The organism is Pseudomonas sp. MWU13-2105, assembly GCF_023242315.1.
In the GTDB taxonomy this organism is placed as follows: Bacteria; Pseudomonadota; Gammaproteobacteria; order Pseudomonadales; family Pseudomonadaceae; genus Aquipseudomonas.
This window is the reverse complement of sequence record NZ_JALLIY010000008.1, coordinates 173967-195901: the sequence shown is the minus strand read 5'-3', so window position 1 is coordinate 195901 and position 21935 is coordinate 173967. Positions and strand designations below refer to the sequence as shown.

The 21935-nt window shown below is 62.7% G+C and carries 20 protein-coding genes; 14 read left to right on the top strand and 6 right to left on the bottom strand.

Annotation, left to right across the window (positions count from 1 at the left end):
• Nucleotides 1-16: 16 nt before the first annotated feature.
• The 11 genes from arcA to M5B96_RS13815 all read left to right on the top strand — a co-directional run bounded on the left by arcA (nt 17) and on the right by M5B96_RS13815 (nt 13223).
• Complete coding sequence (arcA, locus tag M5B96_RS13865) at nt 17-1273, top strand: arginine deiminase (protein ID WP_248797226.1); 1257 nt, start codon at nt 17-19, stop codon at nt 1271-1273.
• Nucleotides 1274-1349: 76 nt separating this feature from the next.
• Nucleotides 1350-2360: an ornithine carbamoyltransferase gene (locus M5B96_RS13860; protein WP_248797225.1), complete on the top strand. Its 1011-nt coding sequence runs from the start codon at nt 1350-1352 to the stop codon at nt 2358-2360.
• A gap of 229 nt (nt 2361-2589) precedes the next feature.
• Complete coding sequence (gene arcC / locus M5B96_RS13855; RefSeq protein WP_248797224.1) at nt 2590-3519, top strand: carbamate kinase; 930 nt, start codon at nt 2590-2592, stop codon at nt 3517-3519.
• Nucleotides 3520-3574: 55 nt separating this feature from the next.
• The gene (locus tag M5B96_RS13850; RefSeq protein ID WP_248797223.1) at nt 3575-3934 is read left to right on the top strand and encodes a DUF5064 family protein; all 360 of its coding nucleotides are present in this window, start codon (nt 3575-3577) and stop codon (nt 3932-3934) included.
• Nucleotides 3935-4047: 113 nt separating this feature from the next.
• On the top strand, nt 4048-5556 hold the full coding sequence (locus M5B96_RS13845) for a sigma-54-dependent transcriptional regulator (RefSeq protein ID WP_248797222.1): 1509 nt from the start codon (nt 4048-4050) through the stop codon (nt 5554-5556).
• Nucleotides 5557-5951: 395 nt separating this feature from the next.
• The gene (gene gcvH, locus M5B96_RS13840; protein ID WP_248797221.1) at nt 5952-6329 is read left to right on the top strand and encodes a glycine cleavage system protein GcvH; all 378 of its coding nucleotides are present in this window, start codon (nt 5952-5954) and stop codon (nt 6327-6329) included.
• Between the two features lie 9 nt (nt 6330-6338).
• A complete protein-coding gene (gene gcvP / locus M5B96_RS13835) occupies nt 6339-9188 on the top strand; it encodes an aminomethyl-transferring glycine dehydrogenase (RefSeq protein ID WP_248797220.1) in 2850 nt (949 codons plus the stop codon).
• Nucleotides 9189-9425: 237 nt separating this feature from the next.
• Nucleotides 9426-10802, top strand: coding sequence for an L-serine ammonia-lyase (locus tag M5B96_RS13830; protein ID WP_248797219.1), 1377 nt, complete (start codon nt 9426-9428; stop codon nt 10800-10802).
• A 57-nt stretch (nt 10803-10859) separates the two neighbouring features.
• Nucleotides 10860-11984 carry a glycine cleavage system aminomethyltransferase GcvT gene (gene gcvT, locus M5B96_RS13825; protein ID WP_248797218.1) on the top strand — a complete coding sequence of 375 codons (1125 nt, stop codon included), beginning with the start codon at nt 10860-10862 and terminating at the stop codon, nt 11982-11984.
• A 425-nt stretch (nt 11985-12409) separates the two neighbouring features.
• Nucleotides 12410-12622 (top strand): cold-shock protein, encoded by a 213-nt coding sequence (locus M5B96_RS13820; protein ID WP_007977299.1) that lies wholly within the window; start codon nt 12410-12412, stop codon nt 12620-12622.
• Between the two features lie 115 nt (nt 12623-12737).
• Entirely contained in the window at nt 12738-13223 is a 486-nt protein-coding gene (locus M5B96_RS13815) for an RDD family protein (protein ID WP_248797217.1), read from the top strand.
• 63 nt (nt 13224-13286) lie between these two features.
• On the opposite strand, the gene M5B96_RS13810 is transcribed toward M5B96_RS13815, so the two are convergent.
• The 4 genes from M5B96_RS13810 to rpoE all read right to left on the bottom strand — a co-directional run bounded on the left by M5B96_RS13810 (nt 13287) and on the right by rpoE (nt 17119).
• Nucleotides 13287-14720, bottom strand: coding sequence for a DegQ family serine endoprotease (locus tag M5B96_RS13810; RefSeq protein ID WP_248797216.1), 1434 nt, complete (start codon nt 14718-14720; stop codon nt 13287-13289).
• 206 nt (nt 14721-14926) lie between these two features.
• Nucleotides 14927-15904, bottom strand: coding sequence for a MucB/RseB C-terminal domain-containing protein (locus M5B96_RS13805; RefSeq protein ID WP_248797215.1), 978 nt, complete (start codon nt 15902-15904; stop codon nt 14927-14929).
• Nucleotides 15905-15912: 8 nt separating this feature from the next.
• Nucleotides 15913-16506, bottom strand: a complete 594-nt coding sequence (locus M5B96_RS13800) for a sigma-E factor negative regulatory protein (protein ID WP_248797214.1) — start codon at nt 16504-16506, stop codon at nt 15913-15915.
• Nucleotides 16507-16537: 31 nt separating this feature from the next.
• Nucleotides 16538-17119, bottom strand: coding sequence for an RNA polymerase sigma factor RpoE (gene rpoE / locus M5B96_RS13795; RefSeq protein ID WP_017127586.1), 582 nt, complete (start codon nt 17117-17119; stop codon nt 16538-16540).
• Nucleotides 17120-17660: 541 nt separating this feature from the next.
• On the opposite strand from rpoE, the gene nadB reads away from it, so the two are divergent.
• Complete coding sequence (gene nadB, locus M5B96_RS13790; RefSeq protein WP_248797213.1) at nt 17661-19277, top strand: L-aspartate oxidase; 1617 nt, start codon at nt 17661-17663, stop codon at nt 19275-19277.
• Here nadB and M5B96_RS13785 read toward each other — a convergent pair.
• Both M5B96_RS13785 and M5B96_RS13780 read right to left on the bottom strand, forming a co-directional pair.
• Nucleotides 19246-19698, bottom strand: a complete 453-nt coding sequence (locus tag M5B96_RS13785) for a protein YgfX (RefSeq protein WP_248797212.1) — start codon at nt 19696-19698, stop codon at nt 19246-19248. The two genes, nadB and M5B96_RS13785, sit on opposite strands and share 32 nt — an antisense overlap.
• Nucleotides 19682-19936, bottom strand: a complete 255-nt coding sequence (locus M5B96_RS13780; protein WP_100944438.1) for a succinate dehydrogenase assembly factor 2 — start codon at nt 19934-19936, stop codon at nt 19682-19684. The genes M5B96_RS13785 and M5B96_RS13780 overlap by 17 nt, the downstream gene beginning before the upstream one ends.
• Nucleotides 19937-20086: 150 nt before the next feature.
• On the opposite strand from M5B96_RS13780, the gene M5B96_RS13775 reads away from it, so the two are divergent.
• Both M5B96_RS13775 and M5B96_RS13770 read left to right on the top strand, forming a co-directional pair.
• Nucleotides 20087-21028: a YgfZ/GcvT domain-containing protein gene (locus M5B96_RS13775; RefSeq protein ID WP_248797211.1), complete on the top strand. Its 942-nt coding sequence runs from the start codon at nt 20087-20089 to the stop codon at nt 21026-21028.
• A 23-nt stretch (nt 21029-21051) separates the two neighbouring features.
• Nucleotides 21052-21873 (top strand): HDOD domain-containing protein, encoded by an 822-nt coding sequence (locus M5B96_RS13770; RefSeq protein ID WP_248797210.1) that lies wholly within the window; start codon nt 21052-21054, stop codon nt 21871-21873.
• Nucleotides 21874-21935 lie beyond the last annotated feature (62 nt).

Sequence of the window (21935 nt, the reverse complement as noted above, 5' to 3'; positions counted from 1 at the left end):
TCTGGAGGATCTGCAAATGACCACGGAAAAAGTGAAATACGGCGTTCATTCCGAAGCCGGCAAGCTGCGCAAGGTGCTGGTCTGCTCACCGGGCCTGGCGCACCAGCGGCTGACCCCGAACAACTGCGACGAACTGCTGTTCGACGATGTGATCTGGGTCGCCCAGGCCAAGCGCGATCACTTCGACTTCGTCACCAAGATGCGCGAACGCGATATCGACGTGCTGGAAATGCACAACCTGCTGACCGACATCGTCGCTCAGAAGGAAGCCCTGGACTGGATCCTTGAACGCAAGATCACCGCCAACCAGGTCGGCCTGGGCCTGGTCCACGAGGTCGACTCATGGCTGCGCAGCCTGGAACCGCGCAAGATCGCCGAGTTCCTGATCGGCGGGGTTTCCGCCGATGACCTGCCGAACAGCTTCGGCGGCAAGACTATCGAGATGTTCCGCGACTTCCTCGGCCACTCCAGCTTTATCCTGCCGCCGCTGCCCAATACCCAGTTCACCCGCGACACCACCTGCTGGATCTTTGGCGGCGTGACCCTCAACCCGATGTATTGGCCGGCGCGACGCCAGGAAACCCTGCTGGCCAGTGCCATCTACAAGTTCCATCCGGAATTCGTCAATGCCGACTTCCAGGTCTGGTACGGCGACCCGGACCAGGAGCACGGCAACGCCACCCTCGAAGGCGGCGACGTGATGCCCCTGGGCAACGGCGTGGTGCTGATCGGCATGGGCGAGCGCTCCTCGCGCCAGGCCATCGGCCAGTTGGCGCTGAACCTGTTCAAGCACAATGCGGTGGAACGGGTGATCGTCGCCGGCCTGCCGAAGTCCCGCGCGGCCATGCACCTGGACACCGTGTTCAGCTTCTGCGACCGCGACCTGGTGACCATCTTCCCGGAAGTGGTGAACCAGATCGTCGCCTTCACCCTGCGTCCCGACGACAGCAAGCCCGGCGGCATCGACGTGCGCCGTGAAGAAACCAACTTCCTCGACACTGTCGCCAAGGCCCTCAATCTCAAGGCCTTGCGCGTGGTGGAAACCGGCGGCAACAGCTTCGCCGCCGAACGCGAACAGTGGGACGACGGCAACAACGTGGTGGCCGTGGAGCCCGGCGTGGTGATCGGCTACGACCGCAACACCTACACCAACACCCTGCTGCGCAAGGCCGGCGTGGAAGTCATCACCATCAGCGCCAGCGAACTGGGCCGCGGTCGCGGCGGTGGTCACTGCATGACCTGCCCGATCATTCGCGACCCGATCGACTACTAACCGATATTCAAACCTGCCCCTGCCCCCACGAAGGGCCACGGCAGGCGGATAACCCATACCCGAGGAGATCCAGGAAATGGCTTTTAACATGCGTAACCGCAGCCTGCTGAGCTTGATGCACCACACCAACCGCGAGCTGCACTACCTGCTCGACCTGTCCCGCGACCTCAAGCGCGCCAAGTACACCGGCACCGAGCAGCAGCACCTCAAGGGCAAGAACATCGCGCTGATCTTCGAAAAGACCTCGACCCGCACCCGCTGCGCCTTCGAAGTCGCGGCCCATGACCAGGGCGCCCACGTCACCTATATCGACCCGGTGTCCTCGCAGATCGGCCACAAGGAAAGCATGAAGGACACCGCCCGCGTACTCGGGCGGATGTTCGACGCCATCGAGTACCGCGGCTTCGAACAGGAAATCGTCGAAGAGCTGGCCAAGTTCGCCGGCGTGCCGGTGTTCAACGGCCTGACCGCCGAATTCCACCCGACCCAGATGATCGCCGACACCCTGACCATGCGCGAGCATAGCGACAAGCCGCTGCATGACATCAGCTATGCCTACCTCGGTGATGCACGCTACAACATGGGCAATTCGCTGCTGATGATCGGCGCCAAGCTCGGCATGGACGTGCGCATCGGCGCGCCGAAGGCCCTCTGGCCCCATGAAGATTTCATCGCCCAGTGCATGGCCTTTGCCGAAGAGAGCGGCGCGCGCATCACCATCACCGAAGACCCGAACGAAGCGGTCAAGGGCGTGGACTTCATCCACACCGATATCTGGGTGTCCATGGGTGAGCCGGTAGAGGCCTGGGACGAGCGTATCGAGCAACTGATGCCTTATCAGGTCAATGCGAAAATGATGAAGGCCGCGGGCAATCCGCGGGTCAAGTTCATGCACTGCCTGCCGGCGTTCCACAACAGTGAAACCAAGGTCGGCAAGGATATCGCGGCGCGTTATCCGCACCTGGCCAACGGGGTTGAAGTGACCGAGGAGGTGTTCGAGTCGCCGGCCAATATCGCCTTCGAGCAGGCGGAAAACCGCATGCACACGATCAAGGCGATCCTGGTCTCGGCGTTGGCGGATATCTGACAAGCCAACCTCAACCCCGTATGGGTGATGAACGTTTTTTTTGTGGCGAGCGGGCTTGCCCGCGCTGGGGTGCGAAGCGCCCCTGAAACCTGGCAACTCGATGCACCTGATAAACCGAGGTTGCAGGTTTTGCGACTGCTTCGCAGCCGAACGGGGGCAAGCCCCCTCGCCACAAGGTCAAGTGCCACAAGGTTCGATCGCTCTCGTTTGCTTTGGAAGGACAGTACTCATGCGTATCGTCGTAGCCCTGGGCGGCAACGCCCTCCTGCGTCGTGGTGACCCCATGACCGCGGACAATCAGCGCGCCAATATCCGGATCGCCACCGAACAGATTGCCAGGATCCACCCCGGCAACCAGTTGGTCATCGCCCACGGCAACGGCCCACAGGTCGGCCTGCTGTCGTTGCAGGCGGCCGCCTACACCCAGGTCTCGCCCTACCCGCTGGACGTGCTCGGCGCCGAAACCGAAGGCATGATCGGCTACATCATCGAACAGGAACTGGGCAACCTGCTGGATTTCGAGGTGCCCTTCGCCACCTTGCTCACCCAGGTCGAGGTCGACCCCAAGGACCCGGCCTTCCAGCACCCGAGCAAACCCATCGGCCCGGTGTACGGCAAAGCCGAAGCGGAACGACTGGCCGCGGAAAAAGGCTGGAGCATCGCCCCGGACGGCGACAAGTTCCGCCGTGTGGTCGCCAGCCCCAAACCCAAGCGCATCTTCGAGATCCGCCCGATCAAATGGCTGCTGGACAAGGGCAGCATCGTCATCTGTGCCGGCGGCGGCGGCATCCCGACCATGTACGGCGAGGACGGCAAGCTCAAAGGGATAGAAGCCGTAATCGACAAGGACCTGTGTTCGGCGCTGCTGGCCGAACAGCTGGACGCCGACCTGCTGGTGATCGCCACGGACGTCAATGCCGCTTTTGTCGACTGGGGCCAGCCGTCCCAGAAGGCGATCATCCAGGCGCACCCGGACGACCTCGAGAAACTCGGTTTCGCCGCCGGCTCCATGGGCCCGAAAGTCCAGGCCGCATGCGAATTCGCCCGGCACACCGGCAAGGTCGCGGTGATCGGTTCGCTGGCGGATATCGAGGCGATAGTCCAAGGTAAGGCAGGAACGCGGATCAGCACGGCGCACCCCGGCATCACCTATTCATGAGAACCATCGGGCAGACCCATGGTCTGCCCTACTCCATGCCTTGAAGGAGAACACCATGGCCACGTTCACGCCCGGTCACTTGCATATCGAACGCCATGCGCTGAACAAGGAGGATTTCAGCTACAACCTGTATATCGACTACGAAGTCGCCCAGGATCCGAAGGACGGCACCGGCATGCGCTTTACCTTGCACGGCACCATCGAGGGCCAGTCCCTCAACGAGCCGTTCTTCATGCCCAAGGACCAGGCCTTTGACTTTGCTCGCGTGGCCAGCCATATCGCGCAGAAGTACGGCATGCCGAAAAATGCCAGCATCATCTCCCTGCATAAATACTACGACGAGATGTTCGAAGATGTGCGGGCCAAGCTCGACGTCAAGTCAGGCGATCCGATAAATTTTGAACATATGGGCTGAGCACAAGCTTCATTCCAGCCGTGAGGGGCATGCCATCGGCGCGCTGGATTTCACCAAACCCTACGCCCCGAGGCATAATTGCCGCCCTCGCGCCCGGAACACCGAATCGCCCCATGCGTATCCACGTCAGTTTCATCGACCGCGTCGGCATCACCCAGGAAGTCCTGGCCCTGCTCGGTGGGCGCAATCTCAACCTGGATGCGGTGGAGATGGTTCCACCCAACGTCTATATCGACGCCCCGACTCTCAGCCCACAAGTGCTCGAGGAGCTGCGTGATGCGCTGTTCAGCGTCCGTGGCGTGCAGGCGGTAACGGTGGTCGACATCCTGCCGGGGCAGCGCCGGCACCTGCAACTCGACGCCCTGCTGGCGGCCATGACCGACCCGGTACTGGCCCTGGACAGCGCCGGCCACGTACTACTGGCCAACCCGGCCCTGATCGCCCTGTATGGTCGCGAGCCGGCCGGTGAAAGCGTCGCAGAACTCTTTGCCGACCCCAAGCTCCTGGACAGCTTGCTGGAAAACGGTTTTCGCCTGCCGCTGCGGGAAATCACCGTCAACGGCCAGACCCTGCTACTGGACGCCACGCCGATCACCGATGCCGGCGCGCTGCTGACCCTCTATCAGCCGAACCGCATCGGCGAGCGCCTGTCGGCCCTGCACCACGACCATGCCGAAGGTTTCGACGCGCTGCTCGGCGAGTCCCCGGCGATCCGCACCCTCAAGGCCCGCGCCCAACGCGTCGCAGCCCTCGACGCACCGCTGCTGATCCAGGGTGAAACCGGCACCGGCAAGGAGCTGGTGGCCCGCGCCTGCCATGCCATCAGCGCACGTCATGGCGCACCGTTCCTGGCCCTGAACTGCGCGGCCCTGCCGGAGAATCTCGCCGAAAGCGAACTGTTCGGCTACGCCCCCGGGGCCTTTACCGGCGCCCAGCGCGGCGGCAAGCCGGGGCTGATGGAGCTGGCGAACCAGGGCACGGTGTTTCTCGATGAAATCGGCGAAATGTCGCCGTACCTGCAGGCCAAGTTGCTGCGCTTCCTCAACGACGGCAGCTTCCGCCGCGTGGGCGGTGACCGCGAGGTCAAGGTCAACGTGCGGATTCTCAGCGCCACCCACCGCAACCTGGAGAAGATGGTCAGCGAGGGCAGCTTTCGCGAAGACCTGTTCTACCGGCTGAACGTGCTCAACGTCGAGGTCCCGCCGCTGCGCGAACGCGGCCAGGACATCCTGCTGCTGGCGCGCTACTTCATGCAGCAGGCCTGTACGCAGATCCAGCGCCCGGTCTGCCGGTTGGCGCCCGGAACCTACCCGGCGCTGCTGGACAACCGCTGGCCGGGCAATGTGCGGCAGTTGCAGAACGTGATCTTCCGCGCGGCGGCGATCTGCGAAAGCAGCGTGGTGGACATCGGCGACCTGGATATCGCCGGGACCTCGGTGGCGCGCCAGAGCGACCCGGAGATCGACAGCCTGGAACAGGCGGTCGAGGATTTCGAGAAGAGCCTGCTGGAAAAACTCTACGTGCAGTACCCCTCGACCCGGCAACTGGCCAGCCGCTTGCAGACCTCCCATACGGCCATTGCCCATCGACTGCGCAAATACGGCATTCCCGGCAAGCCCTGAGAACTGTGGGAGCCCGGCTTGCCGGCGATGGCGTCCTTGGGCTCGCTGCAGGGCTTGAGGACCTCATCGCTGGCAAGCCACACACAGGGTCAGCGACGCCAAAAACGACCTCCATCTGTACTGAAAGCGCTACAGTGGAACGATTTCGCTACACGGCGAGCCGATCCCCATTCCACAAGGCTTTGATCCTGTTGGGCTTTTTTTCCGCTCTCCATCTGTAGCGATTTCGCTACAGCGGTTATCGCCCAGCGTCCATAAAAAACCCGCAATCCCTTGATTTACAAGCCTTGTGCAGTATTGGCCACAAACTTGCTAAGGGAATCCCATTCAGCGGGACGTCGATCCCGCATCCCTGCGTCCACCTGACGACGAGTCTGGCCCCCTTAGGAGTTTCCATGAGCGAGTTGCGTTTTACTGAAGACCACGAATGGCTGCGTACCGAAGCCGATGGCAGCGTCACGGTCGGCATCACGGCTTTCGCCCAGGACGCCCTCGGCGACGTGGTGTTTGTGCAACTGCCGGAGCTGCAGCACTACGACAAAGGCGCCGAAGCCGCCACCGTGGAATCGGTCAAGGCCGCCAGCGGCGTGTACATGCCCCTGGACGGTGAAGTACTCGAATTCAACCCGGTGCTGGCCGACAGCCCCGAACTGGTCAACGAAGATCCGCTGGGTGCCGGCTGGTTTTTCCGCTTCCAGCCTACCGATGCCTCGGCAGTCGCTAGACTGCTGGATCAGGATGCTTACGACCAACTGATCAAAGCCAACGCCTGAGGAATCGTCATGACTGTCAATCTCAGCACCGCCAACGAATTCATCGCCCGTCATATCGGCCCACGCCAGGCGGACGAACAGGCCATGCTCGAAACCCTCGGTTTCGACTCCCTGCAAGCCCTCAGCGCCAGCGTGATCCCCGACAGCATCAAGGGCACCAGCGTCCTTGACCTCGGCGCCGGACAGAGCGAAGCCGACGCCCTGGCGTCGATCAAGGCCATCGCCGCGAAAAACCAGCTGTTCAAGACCTACATCGGCCAGGGCTACTACAACTGCCATACGCCGTCGCCGATCCTGCGCAATCTCCTGGAAAACCCGGCCTGGTACACCGCCTACACGCCCTACCAGCCGGAAATCTCCCAGGGTCGCCTGGAAGCGCTACTGAACTTCCAGACCCTGATCAGCGACCTCACCGGCCTGCCGATCGCCAACGCCTCGCTGCTCGACGAAGCCACCGCTGCCGCCGAAGCCATGACCTTCTGCAAGCGCCTGAGCAAGAACAAGGGCAGCAACGCCTTTTTCGCCTCCGTGCACTGCCATCCGCAGACCCTCGACGTCCTGCGCACCCGGGCCGAGCCCCTGGGCATCAACGTGGTGGTCGGCGATGAACGCCAACTGACCGATCTCAGCCCGTTCTTCGGTGCCCTGCTGCAATACCCGGCGAGCAACGGTGATCTGTTCGACTACCGCGCCCTGACCGAGCGTTTCCACGTCGCCAACGCCCTAGTGGCGGTCGCTGCCGACCTGCTGGCCCTGACCCTGCTGACCCCGCCGGGCGAGTTCGGCGCCGACGTGGCCATCGGCAGCGCCCAGCGCTTCGGCGTGCCGCTGGGCTTCGGTGGCCCGCACGCGGCCTACTTCTCCACCCGCGATGCGTTCAAGCGCGACATGCCCGGCCGTCTGGTCGGCGTCTCGGTGGACCGCTTCGGCAAGCCGGCCCTGCGCCTGGCCATGCAGACCCGCGAGCAACATATCCGTCGCGAGAAAGCCACCAGCAACATCTGCACCGCCCAGGTCCTGCTGGCCAACATCGCCAGCATGTACGCGGTGTATCACGGTCCAAAAGGCCTGATCCAGATCGCCCGGCGCATCCACAGCCTCACCGTGATCCTCGCCAAGGGCCTGGGCGCCCTGGGCTTGGCGGTGGAACAGGACAACTTCTTCGACACCCTGACTCTCGACACTGGCGCCCAGACCGCCGCCCTGCACGAACAGGCCCGCGCCCAGCGCATCAACCTGCGTGTCGTGGATGCCCAGCGCCTGGGCCTGTCGCTGGACGAAACCACCAGCCAGGCCGATATCGAAACCCTGTGGCAACTGCTGGCCGGCGGCAAGGCCGTACCGGACTTCAACGCCCTCGCCGCGTCGGTGGAAAGCCGTATCCCGGCCGCCCTGGTGCGCCAGTCGGCCATCCTCAGCCACCCGGTGTTCAACCGTTATCACTCGGAAACCGAGCTGATGCGCTACCTGCGCAAGCTGGCCGACAAGGACCTGGCCCTGGATCGCACCATGATCCCGCTGGGTTCCTGCACCATGAAGCTCAACGCCGCCAGCGAAATGATCCCGGTGACCTGGGCCGAATTCGGTGCCCTGCACCCGTTCGCCCCGGCCGAGCAGAGCGCCGGCTACCAGCAACTGACCGATGAGCTGGAAGCGATGCTCTGCGCCGCCACCGGCTACGACGCGATTTCCCTGCAACCGAACGCCGGTTCCCAGGGTGAATACGCCGGCCTGCTGGCGATCCGTGCCTACCACCAGAGCCGTGGCGACGAGCGCCGCGATATCTGCCTGATCCCTTCGTCGGCCCACGGCACCAACCCGGCCACGGCGAACATGGCCGGCATGCGCGTGATCGTCACCGCCTGCGATGTCCGCGGCAACGTCGATATCGAAGACCTGCGGGCCAAGGCCATCGAGCACCGCGAACACCTCGCCGCGCTGATGATCACCTACCCGTCGACCCACGGCGTGTTCGAGGAAGGCATCCGCGAAATCTGCGGCATCATCCATGACAACGGCGGCCAGGTGTATATCGACGGCGCCAACATGAACGCCATGGTCGGCCTCTGCGCCCCAGGCAAGTTCGGCGGCGACGTGTCGCACCTGAACCTGCACAAGACCTTCTGTATTCCCCATGGCGGTGGCGGCCCGGGCGTCGGCCCGATCGGCGTGAAATCGCACCTGGCGCCGTTCCTGCCGGGGCACGCCAGCATGGCGCGCAAGGAAGGCGCGGTGTGCGCGGCGCCGTTCGGCAGCGCGAGCATCCTGCCGATCACCTGGATGTACATCCGCATGATGGGTGGCGAAGGCCTCAAGCGCGCCTCGCAACTGGCGATCCTCAATGCCAACTACATCGCTCGACGCCTGGAAGAACACTACCCGGTGCTCTACAGCGGCAGCAATGGCCTGGTGGCGCACGAGTGCATCCTCGACCTGCGTCCATTGAAGGACAGCAGCGGCATCAGCGTCGATGACGTTGCCAAGCGCCTGATCGACTTTGGTTTCCACGCCCCGACCATGTCGTTCCCGGTGGCCGGCACCCTGATGATCGAGCCGACCGAAAGCGAATCCAAGGAAGAGCTGGACCGTTTCTGCGACGCCATGATCCACATCCGCGAAGAAATCCGCGCGGTGGAAAACGGCAGCCTGGACAAGGACGACAACCCGCTGAAGAACGCCCCGCACACCGCGGCGGAGATCGTCGGCGAGTGGTTCCACCCGTACAGCCGCGAACAGGCGGTGTACCCGCTGGCGTCGTTGATCGAGGCCAAGTACTGGCCGCCGGTGGGCCGTGTCGACAACGTGTTCGGCGACCGCAACCTGGTCTGCGCCTGCCCGTCGATCGAGAACTACGCTTAACCCGGTGTAAACATCCGGTTCAGCGGTGCCTGCCCCGACGCCTTCGCGGGCAAGCACCGCTCCCACAGGTTTTTCGTTTGTACAAAAGGTCCGGATTCAACCCGGATATTGTGGGAGCGGAGCTTGCCCGCGAAGCGGCCCCAGAGGCCAGCAAAAACTTCGCGGTCAAACCCGCCCCCATAAGACGCCTGACGTGCTTCCAAGCCGATAATTATTAGAAAAAACCGGAGAACCCATATGTCCCTGAGCGTGTTCGACCTGTTCAAGATCGGCATCGGTCCCTCCAGCTCCCACACCGTCGGACCGATGCGCGCAGCCGCGCGTTTCGTCGAGGGTTTGCGGCGCGAGCAACTGCTGTCACAAACCACCTGCGTCAAAGTCGAGCTGTACGGCTCGCTCGGCGCCACCGGCAAAGGCCACGGCAGCGACAAGGCCGTGCTCCTGGGCCTGGAAGGTGAACACCCGGATACCGTCGACACAGAAACCGTCGCCGCCCGCCTGCAGACCATTCGCAGCAACGGCCGCCTGAATCTGCTCGGCGAACACTCCATCGAATTCAATGAAAAACTGCACCTGGCGATGATCAGGAAACCCCTGGCCTATCACCCCAATGGCATGATCTTCCGTGCCTTCGACACCGCCGGCATCCAGATCCGCAGCCGCGAGTACTACTCGGTGGGCGGCGGGTTCGTGGTCGATGAAGACGCCGCCGGCGCCGACCGCATCGTCGAGGACAGCACACCGCTGACCTTCCCGTTCAAAAGCGCCAAGGAACTGCTCGGCCATTGCACCACCTACGGCCTGTCCATCAGCCAGGTGATGCTGACCAACGAAAGCGCCTGGCGCCCGGAAGCCGAGACCCGAGCCGGCCTGCTGAAGATCTGGCAGGTAATGCAGGACTGCGTCGACGCCGGCTGCCGCAATGAAGGCATCCTACCCGGCGGCTTGAAGGTCAAACGCCGCGCCGCCGCGCTGCACCGGCAATTGTGCAAGCACCCGGAAGCGGCGCTGCGCGATGCGCTATCGGTGCTGGACTGGGTCAACCTCTACGCCCTGGCGGTCAATGAGGAAAACGCCAACGGCGGTCGCGTGGTCACCGCGCCCACCAACGGCGCGGCCGGAATCGTCCCCGCCGTGCTGCATTACTACATGCGCTTCATTGCCGGCGCCAACGAGGACGGCGTGGTGCGCTTCCTCCTCACCGCCGCCGCCATCGGCATTCTCTACAAGGAAAACGCCTCGATCTCCGGCGCCGAAGTCGGCTGCCAGGGCGAAGTCGGCGTGGCCTGCTCGATGGCCGCCGGAGCCTTGTGCGAAGTGCTCGGCGGCAGCGTGCAACAGGTGGAGAACGCCGCCGAGATCGGCATGGAACACAACCTCGGCCTGACCTGCGATCCTATCGGCGGCCTGGTCCAAGTGCCGTGCATCGAGCGCAACGCCATGGGTTCAGTGAAAGCCATCAATGCCGTGCGCATGGCCTTGCGCGGCGACGGCCAGCACTTCGTCTCCCTCGACAAGGTGATTCGCACCATGCGCCAGACCGGCGCCGATATGAAAAGCAAATACAAGGAGACCGCGCGCGGCGGTCTGGCCGTCAACATCATCGAGTGCTGACCCTCATTCAAGGGGAGTGGCCTTGCCCTCCCCTCCACCCCCTATCAAGGAGCTGCAATGTCCACCGAATCCCTCAAGCAAACCCCGCTGCATGCCCTGCACCTGCAACTCGGCGCGCGCATGGTGCCGTTCGCCGGCTACGACATGCCGGTGCAATACCCGCTGGGCGTGATGAAAGAACACCTGCATACCCGTGAAAAAGCCGGGCTGTTCGATGTCTCGCACATGGGCCAGATCCGCCTGGTCGGTGCCGCTGCCGCCAAGGCCCTGGAAGCCCTGGTGCCAGTGGACATCATCGACCTGCCGGTGGGCATGCAGCGCTACGCGATGTTCACCAACGAAGCCGGTGGCATCCTCGATGACCTGATGGTCGCCAACCTGGGCAACGACGAACTGTTCCTGGTGGTCAACGCCGCCTGCAAGGAACAAGACCTGGCGCACCTGCAAAAGCACCTCGGCCAGCTGTGCGAGGTGGTGCCACTGTTCGAAGAGCGCGCCCTGCTCGCCCTGCAAGGCCCGGCCGCGGTCAGCGTCCTGGCGCGCCTGGCCCCGGAAGTCACGAAAATGACCTTCATGCAGTTCGCCAGCGTGCGCCTGCTGGGGGTCGACTGCTATGTCAGCCGCTCCGGCTATACCGGCGAAGACGGTTTCGAGATTTCCGTACCAGCGGCCAGCGCCGAAGCCCTGGCCCGCAGCCTGCTGGCCGAAACCGAGGTCGAGGCCATCGGCCTCGGTGCCCGTGACTCGCTGCGCCTGGAAGCCGGCCTGTGCCTGTACGGGCACGACATGAACAGCGACACCACGCCAGTGGCGGCCAGCCTGCTCTGGGCGATTTCCAAGGCGCGGCGCGCCGACGGTGCGCGGGCCGGTGGCTTCCCCGGGGCCGAGACGATCTTTGCCCAGCAGCAGCAGGGTGTGTCACGCAAACGTGTAGGCCTGTTACCGCAGGAGCGCACACCGGTGCGCGAAGGCGCGGAAATCGTCGATCAGGACGGCAAGGTGATCGGCAACGTCTGCAGCGGCGGCTTCGGTCCGACCCTCGGCGCGCCTCTGGCCATGGGCTATGTAGACAGCTCGCAGGCCGCGTTGGAGAGTGATGTCTGGGCCATCGTGCGCGGCAAGCGCGTCCCCCTGAAGGTGAGCAAAATGCCGTTTGTGCCGCAGCGTTACTACAGGGGCTGATACAAGGTTATCAACAGGGGGCGCCCCCTGTTGATACTTACAGTAACAACTAAGCCACAGGTAAAACAGTGCACTACCTTGTCACGCAACCGCCACAAAACAGTGCATATATTCGGCCATGAACTTGTTTTATAACAGTCGATAATAAGCCCGTCCCCGCGGCGGCATGGCGACACCCTGCAAGGCCGCGCAAGCCCCCGTAAACAGGCATAAACCTGGGGGTTTCGCAGGGCTTGTTTTTTCTCCCGGAGTTGGCGTAGAGTTTCTCTACTGTGTTTGCATGGGTCGCTTGGAACCGTGACCTGGGCAGTAGCCTGAAGTTTGCTACAACCCGTTCGACGTCTCTTACTTTCCTGCAACCCAGCCCAGTACTCTTTCATATTGAAAGGGACTGTCATTAATTTTAGCGTCAAGGAAATAAGAAAATGTCTCAACGTCAGAGCGGTACCGTCAAGTGGTTTAACGACGAGAAAGGGTTTGGTTTTATCACTCCAGAAAGCGGTCCGGATCTGTTCGTCCATTTCCGCGCTATTCAGGGCAACGGCTTCAAGAGCCTGAAAGAAGGCCAGAAAGTGACCTTCATCGCCGTGCAGGGCCAGAAAGGCATGCAGGCTGACGAAGTGCAAGCCGAAGCCTGATCCCCCGGGAACAAGCCTTCTTGCAATGAAAAGCCCCTGATATTGATATCAGGGGCTTTTTTATCGGCGCAATTTCGTAAAATGGCTCTTTTCAGTCCCCACAGAGAGAGCCGCCATGTCGAAACACGCGCTGAGCCCCCAGGGCGATTTTCCCGCTGCCGGCCTGGGCCGTCGCCTCGCCGCGATGTTCTATGATTTCCTGCTGTGCACGGCGCTGCTGATCGTCACCGGGTTTGTCTACAAGCTGGTGCAGATGTCGATCGTCGGCGAGCAGCAACTGCGCAAGCTGTCCGATGCCGGGGCTCTGGACGGCGACCCGTTGCTGTCGACGATCCTGCTGTTCGTGCTGTTCGGCTTTTTTGCCAAGTTCTGGACCTACAAGGGCCAGACCCTGGGCATGCAGGTCTGGGGAATTCGCGTACAGAACGCCGATGGCACGGCCATCAGTCTCTGGCAGGCCCTGCTACGGTTTATCGTGTCCATTGCCTCCTGGATCTTCGGCCTGGGTTTCCTCTGGTCGCTGGTCGACAAGCAAAAACGCAGCTGGCACGACATCTACTCCAACAGCCAGTTGGTCCGCCTACCCAAGCCATCCAGGTAAACAGACGCAAAAAAGCCCGCCTGTTGCCAGGCGGGCTTTTTCATGCGGCGACTTCAGTCGGGCTTATTCAGCCAGTTTGAAGGTAATGAAGCTGGCACGTCCCTGACGCAGCACGCGCATGGACACCGAACGATTCTTCGGCAGGGCCTTGGCAATGTCGGTGAACTGCGCCGCGCTGGTGATCGCCTGGTTGTTCAGGTGGGTGATCACATCGCCCGGCTGCAGGCCGATCAGAGCCGCGGGACCGTCCTGGACATCCTTGATGACCACACCGCCCTTGAGGTCGTTATCCTTCTTCTGGTCATCGCTCAGCTCGACCACGGAAATCCCCAGTCGGTTGCTGCTGCGCTCGGCACCGTTGGTCTTGGCAATATCCATTTCCTTGCCTTCGTCCGGAATCGCACCGACCGTCAGGTCCACGGTCTTGCGCTTACCTTCACGAATCACTTCCAGGGCAGCCTTGTCACCGGCCTTCAAGGCCCCGACCAGATGCGGCAGGTCAGCCGACAGTTCGATTGGCTGGCCGTTCAGGCTGAGGATCACGTCACCGACCTGCAAGCCACCCTTGGCCGCCGGGCCACCATCCTGCACCTGGGCAACCAGGGCACCGGCCGGCTTGTCCAGGCCGAACGACTCGGCCAGGTCCTTGTTGACCTCCTGGATCACCACGCCCAACCAACCGCGGCTGACCTTGCCGCCAGCCTTCAGTTGGTCGGAAACGTCCATGGCCACGTCGATCGGAATCGCGAAGGAGACCCCCATGAAGCCACCGGAGCGGGTATAGATCTGCGAGTTGATCCCGACCACTTCACCCTTGAGGTTGAACAGCGGACCACCGGAGTTACCCGGGTTGATCGGCACGTCGGTCTGGATGAACGGGACATAGTTCTCGTTCGGCAGGCTGCGGCCCACGGCGCTGACTATGCCCTGGGTCACGGTATGGTCAAAGCCAAATGGCGAACCGATGGCCACGACCCACTGGCCGGCTTTCAGGTCCTTTGACTTGCCCAGCTTGAGGGTTGGCAGGTCCTTGCCGTCGATCTTCAACAGCGCCACGTCGGAGCGTGGATCGGTACCCACCAGCTTGGCCTTGAGCTCGCTGCGATCGGCCAGGCGTACCACGATCTCGTCGGCATCGGCGACCACGTGGTTGTTGGTCAGGATGTAGCCGTCCTTGGAGATGATGAAGCCCGAACCCAGGGACTGCGCTTCACGCTGGCGACCACCGCCATTGCCGCCGCCTTTCGGACTGCGCGGCTGCGGGAAACCGCGGAAGAATTGCTGGATTTCCGGCGGCAGGCCTTCAAGGCCCTGCATGTCGGAGACCTTGCGATCCGGCAGTTTCTGGGTGGTGCTGATGTTGACCACCGCCGGCGAAGCCTGCTCCACCAGTTCGGTGAAGTCGGGCAAGTCAGCGGCCTGGGCGGTCAGCGCCTGGCCGAGCACCAGGACGGTGGCGACAATGGACAGATAAGACTTCAAGCGTGGTATCGACATATGGCTCCCGTGAACAACGAGCATGATTAAGCGATAGGCCCTTGCAAAGCCCGGGCATGCAACGCCGGGACTTGCGGACCGGGAACAACAAACAAGGCCAGAGCCGAGAGGCTCTGACCTATAGAAAAACTCAGGGATATTTGCAAATGAATTTGATCACCAAACATTTCTGCACCAGCCCCCGGCAAGCCTCGTGATTCAGCAGTTCACTGCTTGGCCTGAGCGTCGCCGGAACGCATGGACAGCGCAATCCGTTCGGCGGTACCGATGGGAATCTCGCCCACGACCGTGACCATGATATCGCCACCCGGCGTGGTCAGGCGTCGGGACACCGCGACCGTCGGCCCCAATTGGGCCCGGGCATCGGTCACCGCGACCCCGTTGAGGGGCTCGAGGAATACCGAAAAGCGTGACAGGCCGTCGTCATACATCAAGCTGCTGACCTGGACCTTGGTCGCCGGGTCGACCCGCGCCGTGCTGCTGACCAGTTCGAAACCCGGCGGCAGCCAATCCGAATGCCACAACTGCGCCACCGCGGCGCCCAGTGCCTGCACCTTGGGCTGGGCCTGGTTGGTCAACAGGACCACCGGCTTGCATTCGGCACCCGGCTGTACCTGGCTCTCCTCGGGAGGCTGGGCTGTATCCAGCTCGGTGAACTGGAAGCGTTCGAGCAACTGCCCCTTGTCATTGAGCAACAATGACTTCAAGGGCAAGCCGGTCTCACGGTCCAGATGCAGCTCAAAACCATAACGGTGCTGGTCACGCGGCGTCAGCGAGACCACCACGGCCGGACGCCCGGCCACGCGCGACTTGCCGATGACAGCGATGTCGTACCAGGTCTTGAGTATTTGCGGATCCAGCGAGCGGGTATGGGAATCGGGCATATCGCCGAGCCCCGCCACCAGTGCACCACTGACGCACTGGGTGTGACCATCGACGCGAACAACCTCTTGTGCCGAGCCATCGAGCTGGACCAAGCGCTCACGAACCTTGCCATCGCGCACCAGGTGCCAGATGCCATGGGTAGAAAAACTACCGTTGCGCTCGTAGACGAAGGTGCCCTGAAAGCTTTGCTGCTGCTCGGCTTGCCCAAGACGGTTCAACCAGTCCTGGGCTTCATCGGCCTGGGCTGGAAGAACCCACCAGCCACTGAGCACCAGCGTTAGAAGAGGTAGCGCGCGCATGATCCTCCTTAACGGTTTTCCAGGCTGGCGGCACGGGCGTAGGGCAGAGCGCTTTCAGTGCCCTTGAGTGCGGCCTGTTGCGCATGCTGGCGCAGGTAGCCAGGCAGACGCTGATCGTGCCAGCCGGACTGGCCTTGCTGCAGCACGCCATTGGCCATCGGGCCAGTCGCCTGGTCGCTGCTTTCAGTGTAGCCGGCCAGCACCGCCGGGCCTTTGGCCGTCGGCGCAACCAGGCCTGGCTGGTTCGATTGCTGGGCCAGTTGGGCACCGACGATGTCATCCTGATTGTACAGGCGCACACCGGCCAGCACGGCCAAGGTGACCGAAGCCGCCACGGCCAGGCGCCCCAGGGTACGCCAGGGACCGCGAGTGCCTTTCGCCGGAACGTCCTCGCCGGCCAGCGCCGCGGAAACAGCCGAGGCCAGATCCAGGTGCGGGTCCAACAGTTCCTTGTGCATCACTGCCCGGGCGATTTGGTAACGAGACCAGGTGGCACGGGTCTCGGCATCGTCAAGGGCATTGAGCACCCGACGCAATTCCAGTTCATCCGCTTCGTTATCCATCACCGCGGACAGCGATTCCTGCAGGGCTTCACGACTCATGGCGGTTCCTCTCTTGGCTGTCGCCGCTGTCTCAGGTTTCCTGCAACAACGGCTGCAGGGCTTTATCGATGGCCTCCCGAGCGCGGAAAATCCGGGAGCGCACGGTGCCCACCGGACATTGCATGACGGCTGCAATGTCCTCATAACTCAGACCGTCGAATTCACGTAAAGTTAAAGCCGTACGCAAATCTTCGGGCAATTGCTGGATGGTTCGATGGACGGTGCCTTCGATCTCATCCCGCAGCAATGCACGCTCCGGCGACTCGAGATCCTTGAGGCCATGATCGCCGTCGTAGAACTCCGCGTCCTCGGAACTCACATCGCTGTCTGGTGGCCTGCGACCGCGGGATACCAGATAGTTCTTCGCCGTGTTGATGGCGATGCGGTAAAGCCAGGTGTAAAACGCACTGTCACCGCGAAAATTGCCCAATGCACGGTAGGCTTTGATAAAGGCTTCTTGTGCAACGTCTTGGGCTTCATGGGTGTCGTGCACGAATCGCACGATCAACCCGAGAATTTTGTGCTGATACTTCAGCACCAGCAGATCAAATGCCCGCTTGTCGCCGCGTTGAACGCGCTCGACCAGCTGCTGATCCTCTTCCTGGGTTAGCATGAACACTCCTCATAGGACCTGAAGGAGGCGCGCATCGCTAATTGACCAGGCTTGCAAACATAGACTCGGGCTTCTGGCAAAAGTTCTCCCCCTTCAAGCAAGTTTCCTGTGACCCGCTGAACGGACACACACGAAAAACGCAGCACGGCCAGCGCCGACTGCGTGAATAATCTGGTCGTCGAATCTGCTTGCGCGGGCCGTCTCAGGCACCTCGCATAAAGCCGACGCTGTCCCCTTCTTTCAGGCACTTCGCATGGGAGCCTGGAGCCCGGTAAAAGTTCCCGGAACCCCCTGCGGATAATGGCATTTTGATAGTTATGCTGACCGCGGCTGCCTGGGCCTTGGTTATAGCTGAAAAATCATCGCCTTACCCTGCAAAAGCGCATGCATGGCGGCATGGACTGGCGCACACTCAGCGCCCACAGCCCTTTCACAATGCCACAAAGGCCCGGCTATTGTGCCGCTCCCCCCAGCCATATACTAGTGGGCTGTCGGGCGGGGCCCGGTAACTGCCCCCGGGCGCTTTTTTCGGATGTTTCAGATGAGCCGACATTTTCAACACGATGTGCTGGTGATTGGCAGCGGTGCCGCCGGTCTGAGCCTGGCGCTCACCCTGCCCAGCCATCTGCGCATAGCCGTACTGAGCAAGGGCAACCTGGCCAATGGTTCGACGTTCTGGGCCCAGGGCGGGGTCGCCGCGGTGCTCGACGACACCGACACCGTGCAGTCCCATGTCGAGGACACCCTCAACGCCGGCGGTGGCCTGTGCCACGAAGACGCCGTGCGTTTCACCGTCGAGCACAGCCGCGAGGCCATCCAGTGGCTGATCGACCAGGGCGTGCCGTTTACCCGCGACGAAGAGGCCAGCGCCGATGACGGCGGTTTCGAATTCCACCTGACCCGCGAGGGCGGCCACAGCCATCGACGCATCATCCATGCCGCCGACGCCACTGGCGCGGCAATCTTCAAGACCCTGCTCGAACAAGCCCGCCAGCGGCCCAATATCGAGTTGCTGGAACAGCGGGTCGCTGTCGACCTGATCACCGAAAAGCGCCTCGGCCTGGCCGGCGAGCGCTGCCTGGGGGCCTACGTGCTCGACCGCGGCACCGGCGAGGTCGACACCTATGGCGCGCGTTTCACCGTGCTCGCCTCGGGCGGTGCGGCCAAGGTCTACCTCTATACCAGCAACCCCGACGGCGCCTGCGGCGACGGCATCGCCATGGCCTGGCGTTCCGGCTGCCGGGTGGCGAACCTGGAATTCAACCAGTTCCACCCCACCTGCCTGTATCACCCGCAGGCCAAGAGTTTCCTGATCACCGAGGCCCTGCGCGGCGAAGGCGCGTACCTCAAGCTGCCCAACGGCGAACGCTTCATGCCACGCTTCGACCCACGGGCCGAACTGGCGCCACGGGACATCGTCGCCCGGGCCATCGACCATGAGATGAAGCGCCTGGGTATCGACTGCGTCTACCTGGATATCAGTCACAAGTCAGAAGCCTTTATCAAGACCCACTTCCCGACGGTGTACGAACGCTGCCTGGAATTTTCCATCGACATTACCAAGGGCCCGATCCCGGTGGTGCCAGCCGCGCACTACACCTGCGGCGGGGTACTCGTCGACCAGCACGGCCGCACCGATGTGCCTGGCCTGTACGCCATCGGCGAGACCAGCTTCACCGGCCTGCACGGCGCCAATCGCATGGCCAGCAACTCGCTACTGGAATGTTTCGTCTACGCCCGCTCGGCGGCGGCGGACATTCTCCGGCAACTGCCACAGGTCGCCGTGCCGGCTGCTTTGCCAAGCTGGGACGCGAGCCAGGTGACCGACTCCGACGAGGACGTGATCATTGCGCACAACTGGGACGAACTGCGGCGTTTCATGTGGGACTATGTCGGCATCGTGCGCACCAACAAGCGCCTGCAACGGGCACAGCACCGGGTGCGCCTGCTGCTCGACGAAATCGATGAGTTCTACAGCAACTACAAGGTCAGCCGCGACCTGATCGAGTTGCGCAACCTGGCCCAGGTCGCCGAACTGATGATTCGCTCGGCCATGGCACGCAAGGAAAGCCGCGGCCTGCATTACACCCTCGACTACCCGGACCTGCTGCCCGAGGCGCTGGACACTATCCTGGTGCCGCCCACCTACGCCGACTGAACTTCAAGCGTACGCGCAGGCGCCGGTGCACGTCCGCCGCCTGCGCATCGCCGGGCACGCACAACGCGCGGACCCGACGCTCGCCCGGCAAGCGAAAACGCAGCACGACCAGCCACGGCAAGGCCAGGCTGTCGCGGCACAACTGTACCGGCTGCCAGCCACTGGCCTGGTTCCACAGTTGCCAGCCCTGCTCGTCACGGCGCAAGCCGGTAAAAGCCGACGGATGGCTCAGCAGCAACTGCCGCGGCAGCACCCAGGCACCATGCAGCAGGCACAACAAAGCCCCGGACAGACTGGCCCAGGGCGGGACATCCAGCAAACAGAGCGCAACCAACGCCAGGCCCAGGGCCCCGAGATACGCCGCCGGCAGCAGCCGCGAGGCCTGCCAGCGGCATTCGAACAGATTACTTGGGCTGGACACGATCCAGGATCATGCGAACCATTCGCTGCAATTCCGGATCTTCCGACTCGGAACGTTCCATGAACCAGCCGAACATATCCTGGTCTTCGCACTCGAGCAGGTTGCGATAGCAGTCACGGTCGGCCTGGCTCAGATGCGGGTACACCTCCCTGACGAACGGTACCAGCAACACGTCCAGCTCCAGCATGCCGCGGCGGCTGTGCCAATAGAGGCGATTGAGTTCTACATCTTCGACCATGGAGCGCTCCTCAAAGTTGAGCGCAAGTATACAGCCCTGCGCGCGCGCCGACAGTCGGCTTTGGTCGGGGGCGCGGGCGGCGTTGTGAACTACCCATTTGCCAGGCGCCCCTCTATGATGTCTCCCATCCTTTTTCCGCTGCGATGACCCATGGCCGATTCCGCTTTTTTCTGCACGCTGACCCACGAAGGAGTTCTTGCCGTCCGCGGCACCGACGCCGCCAAGTTCCTCCAGGGCCAACTGACCTGCAACCTCAACTACCTGAGTGACGCCCGGGCCAGCCTCGGGGCACGCTGCACGCAAAAAGGCCGCATGCAGTCGAGCTTCCGGATCCTGCTCGAAGGCGACGGCGTGCTGCTGGCGATGGCCGGCGAGCTGCTGGAGCCTCAACTGGCGGACCTGAAAAAATACGCCGTGTTCTCCAAATCCAAGCTCACCGACGAAAGCGCCGGTTGGGTCCGCTTCGGGCTCGGCGACGCCGATGCCGCCTTGCCTGGCCTGGGCCTTGGGCTGCCGGGCGAGACCGACGCCGTGGTCCGCGCGGGCGGACTGATCGCCCTGCGGGTATCCCCGGGGCGTAGCGAACTCTGGGTTCCGGCGGATCAGGCCGCTCGCGTCCGCGAGCATCTGGCCGGGCAGTTGTGCGAAGCCGATCTGAACACCTGGCTGCTCGGCCAGGTGCGCGCCGGTATCGGCCAGGTCATGCCGCAGACCCGTGAACTGTTTATTCCGCAAATGCTCAATTTGCAGGCGGTCGGTGGCGTAAGTTTCAAGAAAGGCTGCTATACCGGGCAGGAAATCGTCGCCCGCATGCAGTACCTGGGCAAGCTCAAGCGGCGCCTTTATCGCCTGGCACTGGTCGCCGAACAACTGCCGGAACCGGGTAGCGCGCTGTTCGCCCCCTCCCATGGCAGCGCCATCGGCGAAGTGGTGATCGCCGCCAGGGCGGAAAATGGCATTGAACTACTGGCCGTGTTGCAGGCCGAAGCTGCAGAAGCCGGTCATGTCCATCTGGGCGATTTGCAAGGTCCGGCCCTGACACTGCTGGACCTGCCCTATCAACTGGACCGCGACAGCGAAATCCAGCGTTAACCGCACCGCCCTAGAGAATTGAAATGAACAAGCTGGCGGAAAAGGTCCAACAGGATTTGGTCAAGGCCATCGACAACGATGACCTGGTTCTGCCGACGCTCCCGGAAGTGGCCCTGAAGATTCGCAAGGCGGCCGAAGATCCGGAGATCAGCGTCAGCACCTTGAGCAAAGTGATCGGCGGCGACACCGCGTTGTCGGCGCGCCTGATCAAGGTGGTCAACAGCCCGCTGCTGCGGGCCAGCCATGAAGTCACCGACCTGCACACCGCCATCACACGGCTGGGGGTCAACTACAGCAGCAACCTGGCCATCGGCCTGGTCATGGAGCAGATTTTCCATGCCCGTTCCGAGGTGGTGGAGCAGAAGATGCGCGAGGTCTGGCGCAAGAGCCTGGAGATCGCCGGGGTCTGCTACGTGCTGTGCCGCAACTTCACCCTGCTCAAGCCGGACCAGGCGGCGCTGGGCGGGCTGGTACACCAGATCGGCGTGCTGCCGATCCTGACCTACGCCGAGGACCACTACGAGTTGCTCGCCGATCCGCTGAGCCTGGATCACGTGATCGAGAGCATCCACCCGTTGCTCGGGGATGAGTTGCTGAAGGTCTGGGAGTTTCCGGAAATGCTCGCCAAGCTGCCCGGGCAATACCTGAACCTGGAACGCGACAGCAAGGGCATCGACTATATCGGCCTGGTGCAGATCGCCAGTGTGTTTTGCCATCAGGGTACCGAGCATCCGTTCGCGCAGATCGCACTGGGCGACTTGAAAGCCTTTATCAAGCTGGGGCTGGATGCTGAAAGCAGTACCCTCAGCGATCAGCTCAACGAAGCGCGGGAGATGTTCCGCTAGTCGGCGCCTGCTGGCTCGGCGTTCTACGCAAACCCCGTGTCCGACGCCGGACTCATGTGGGA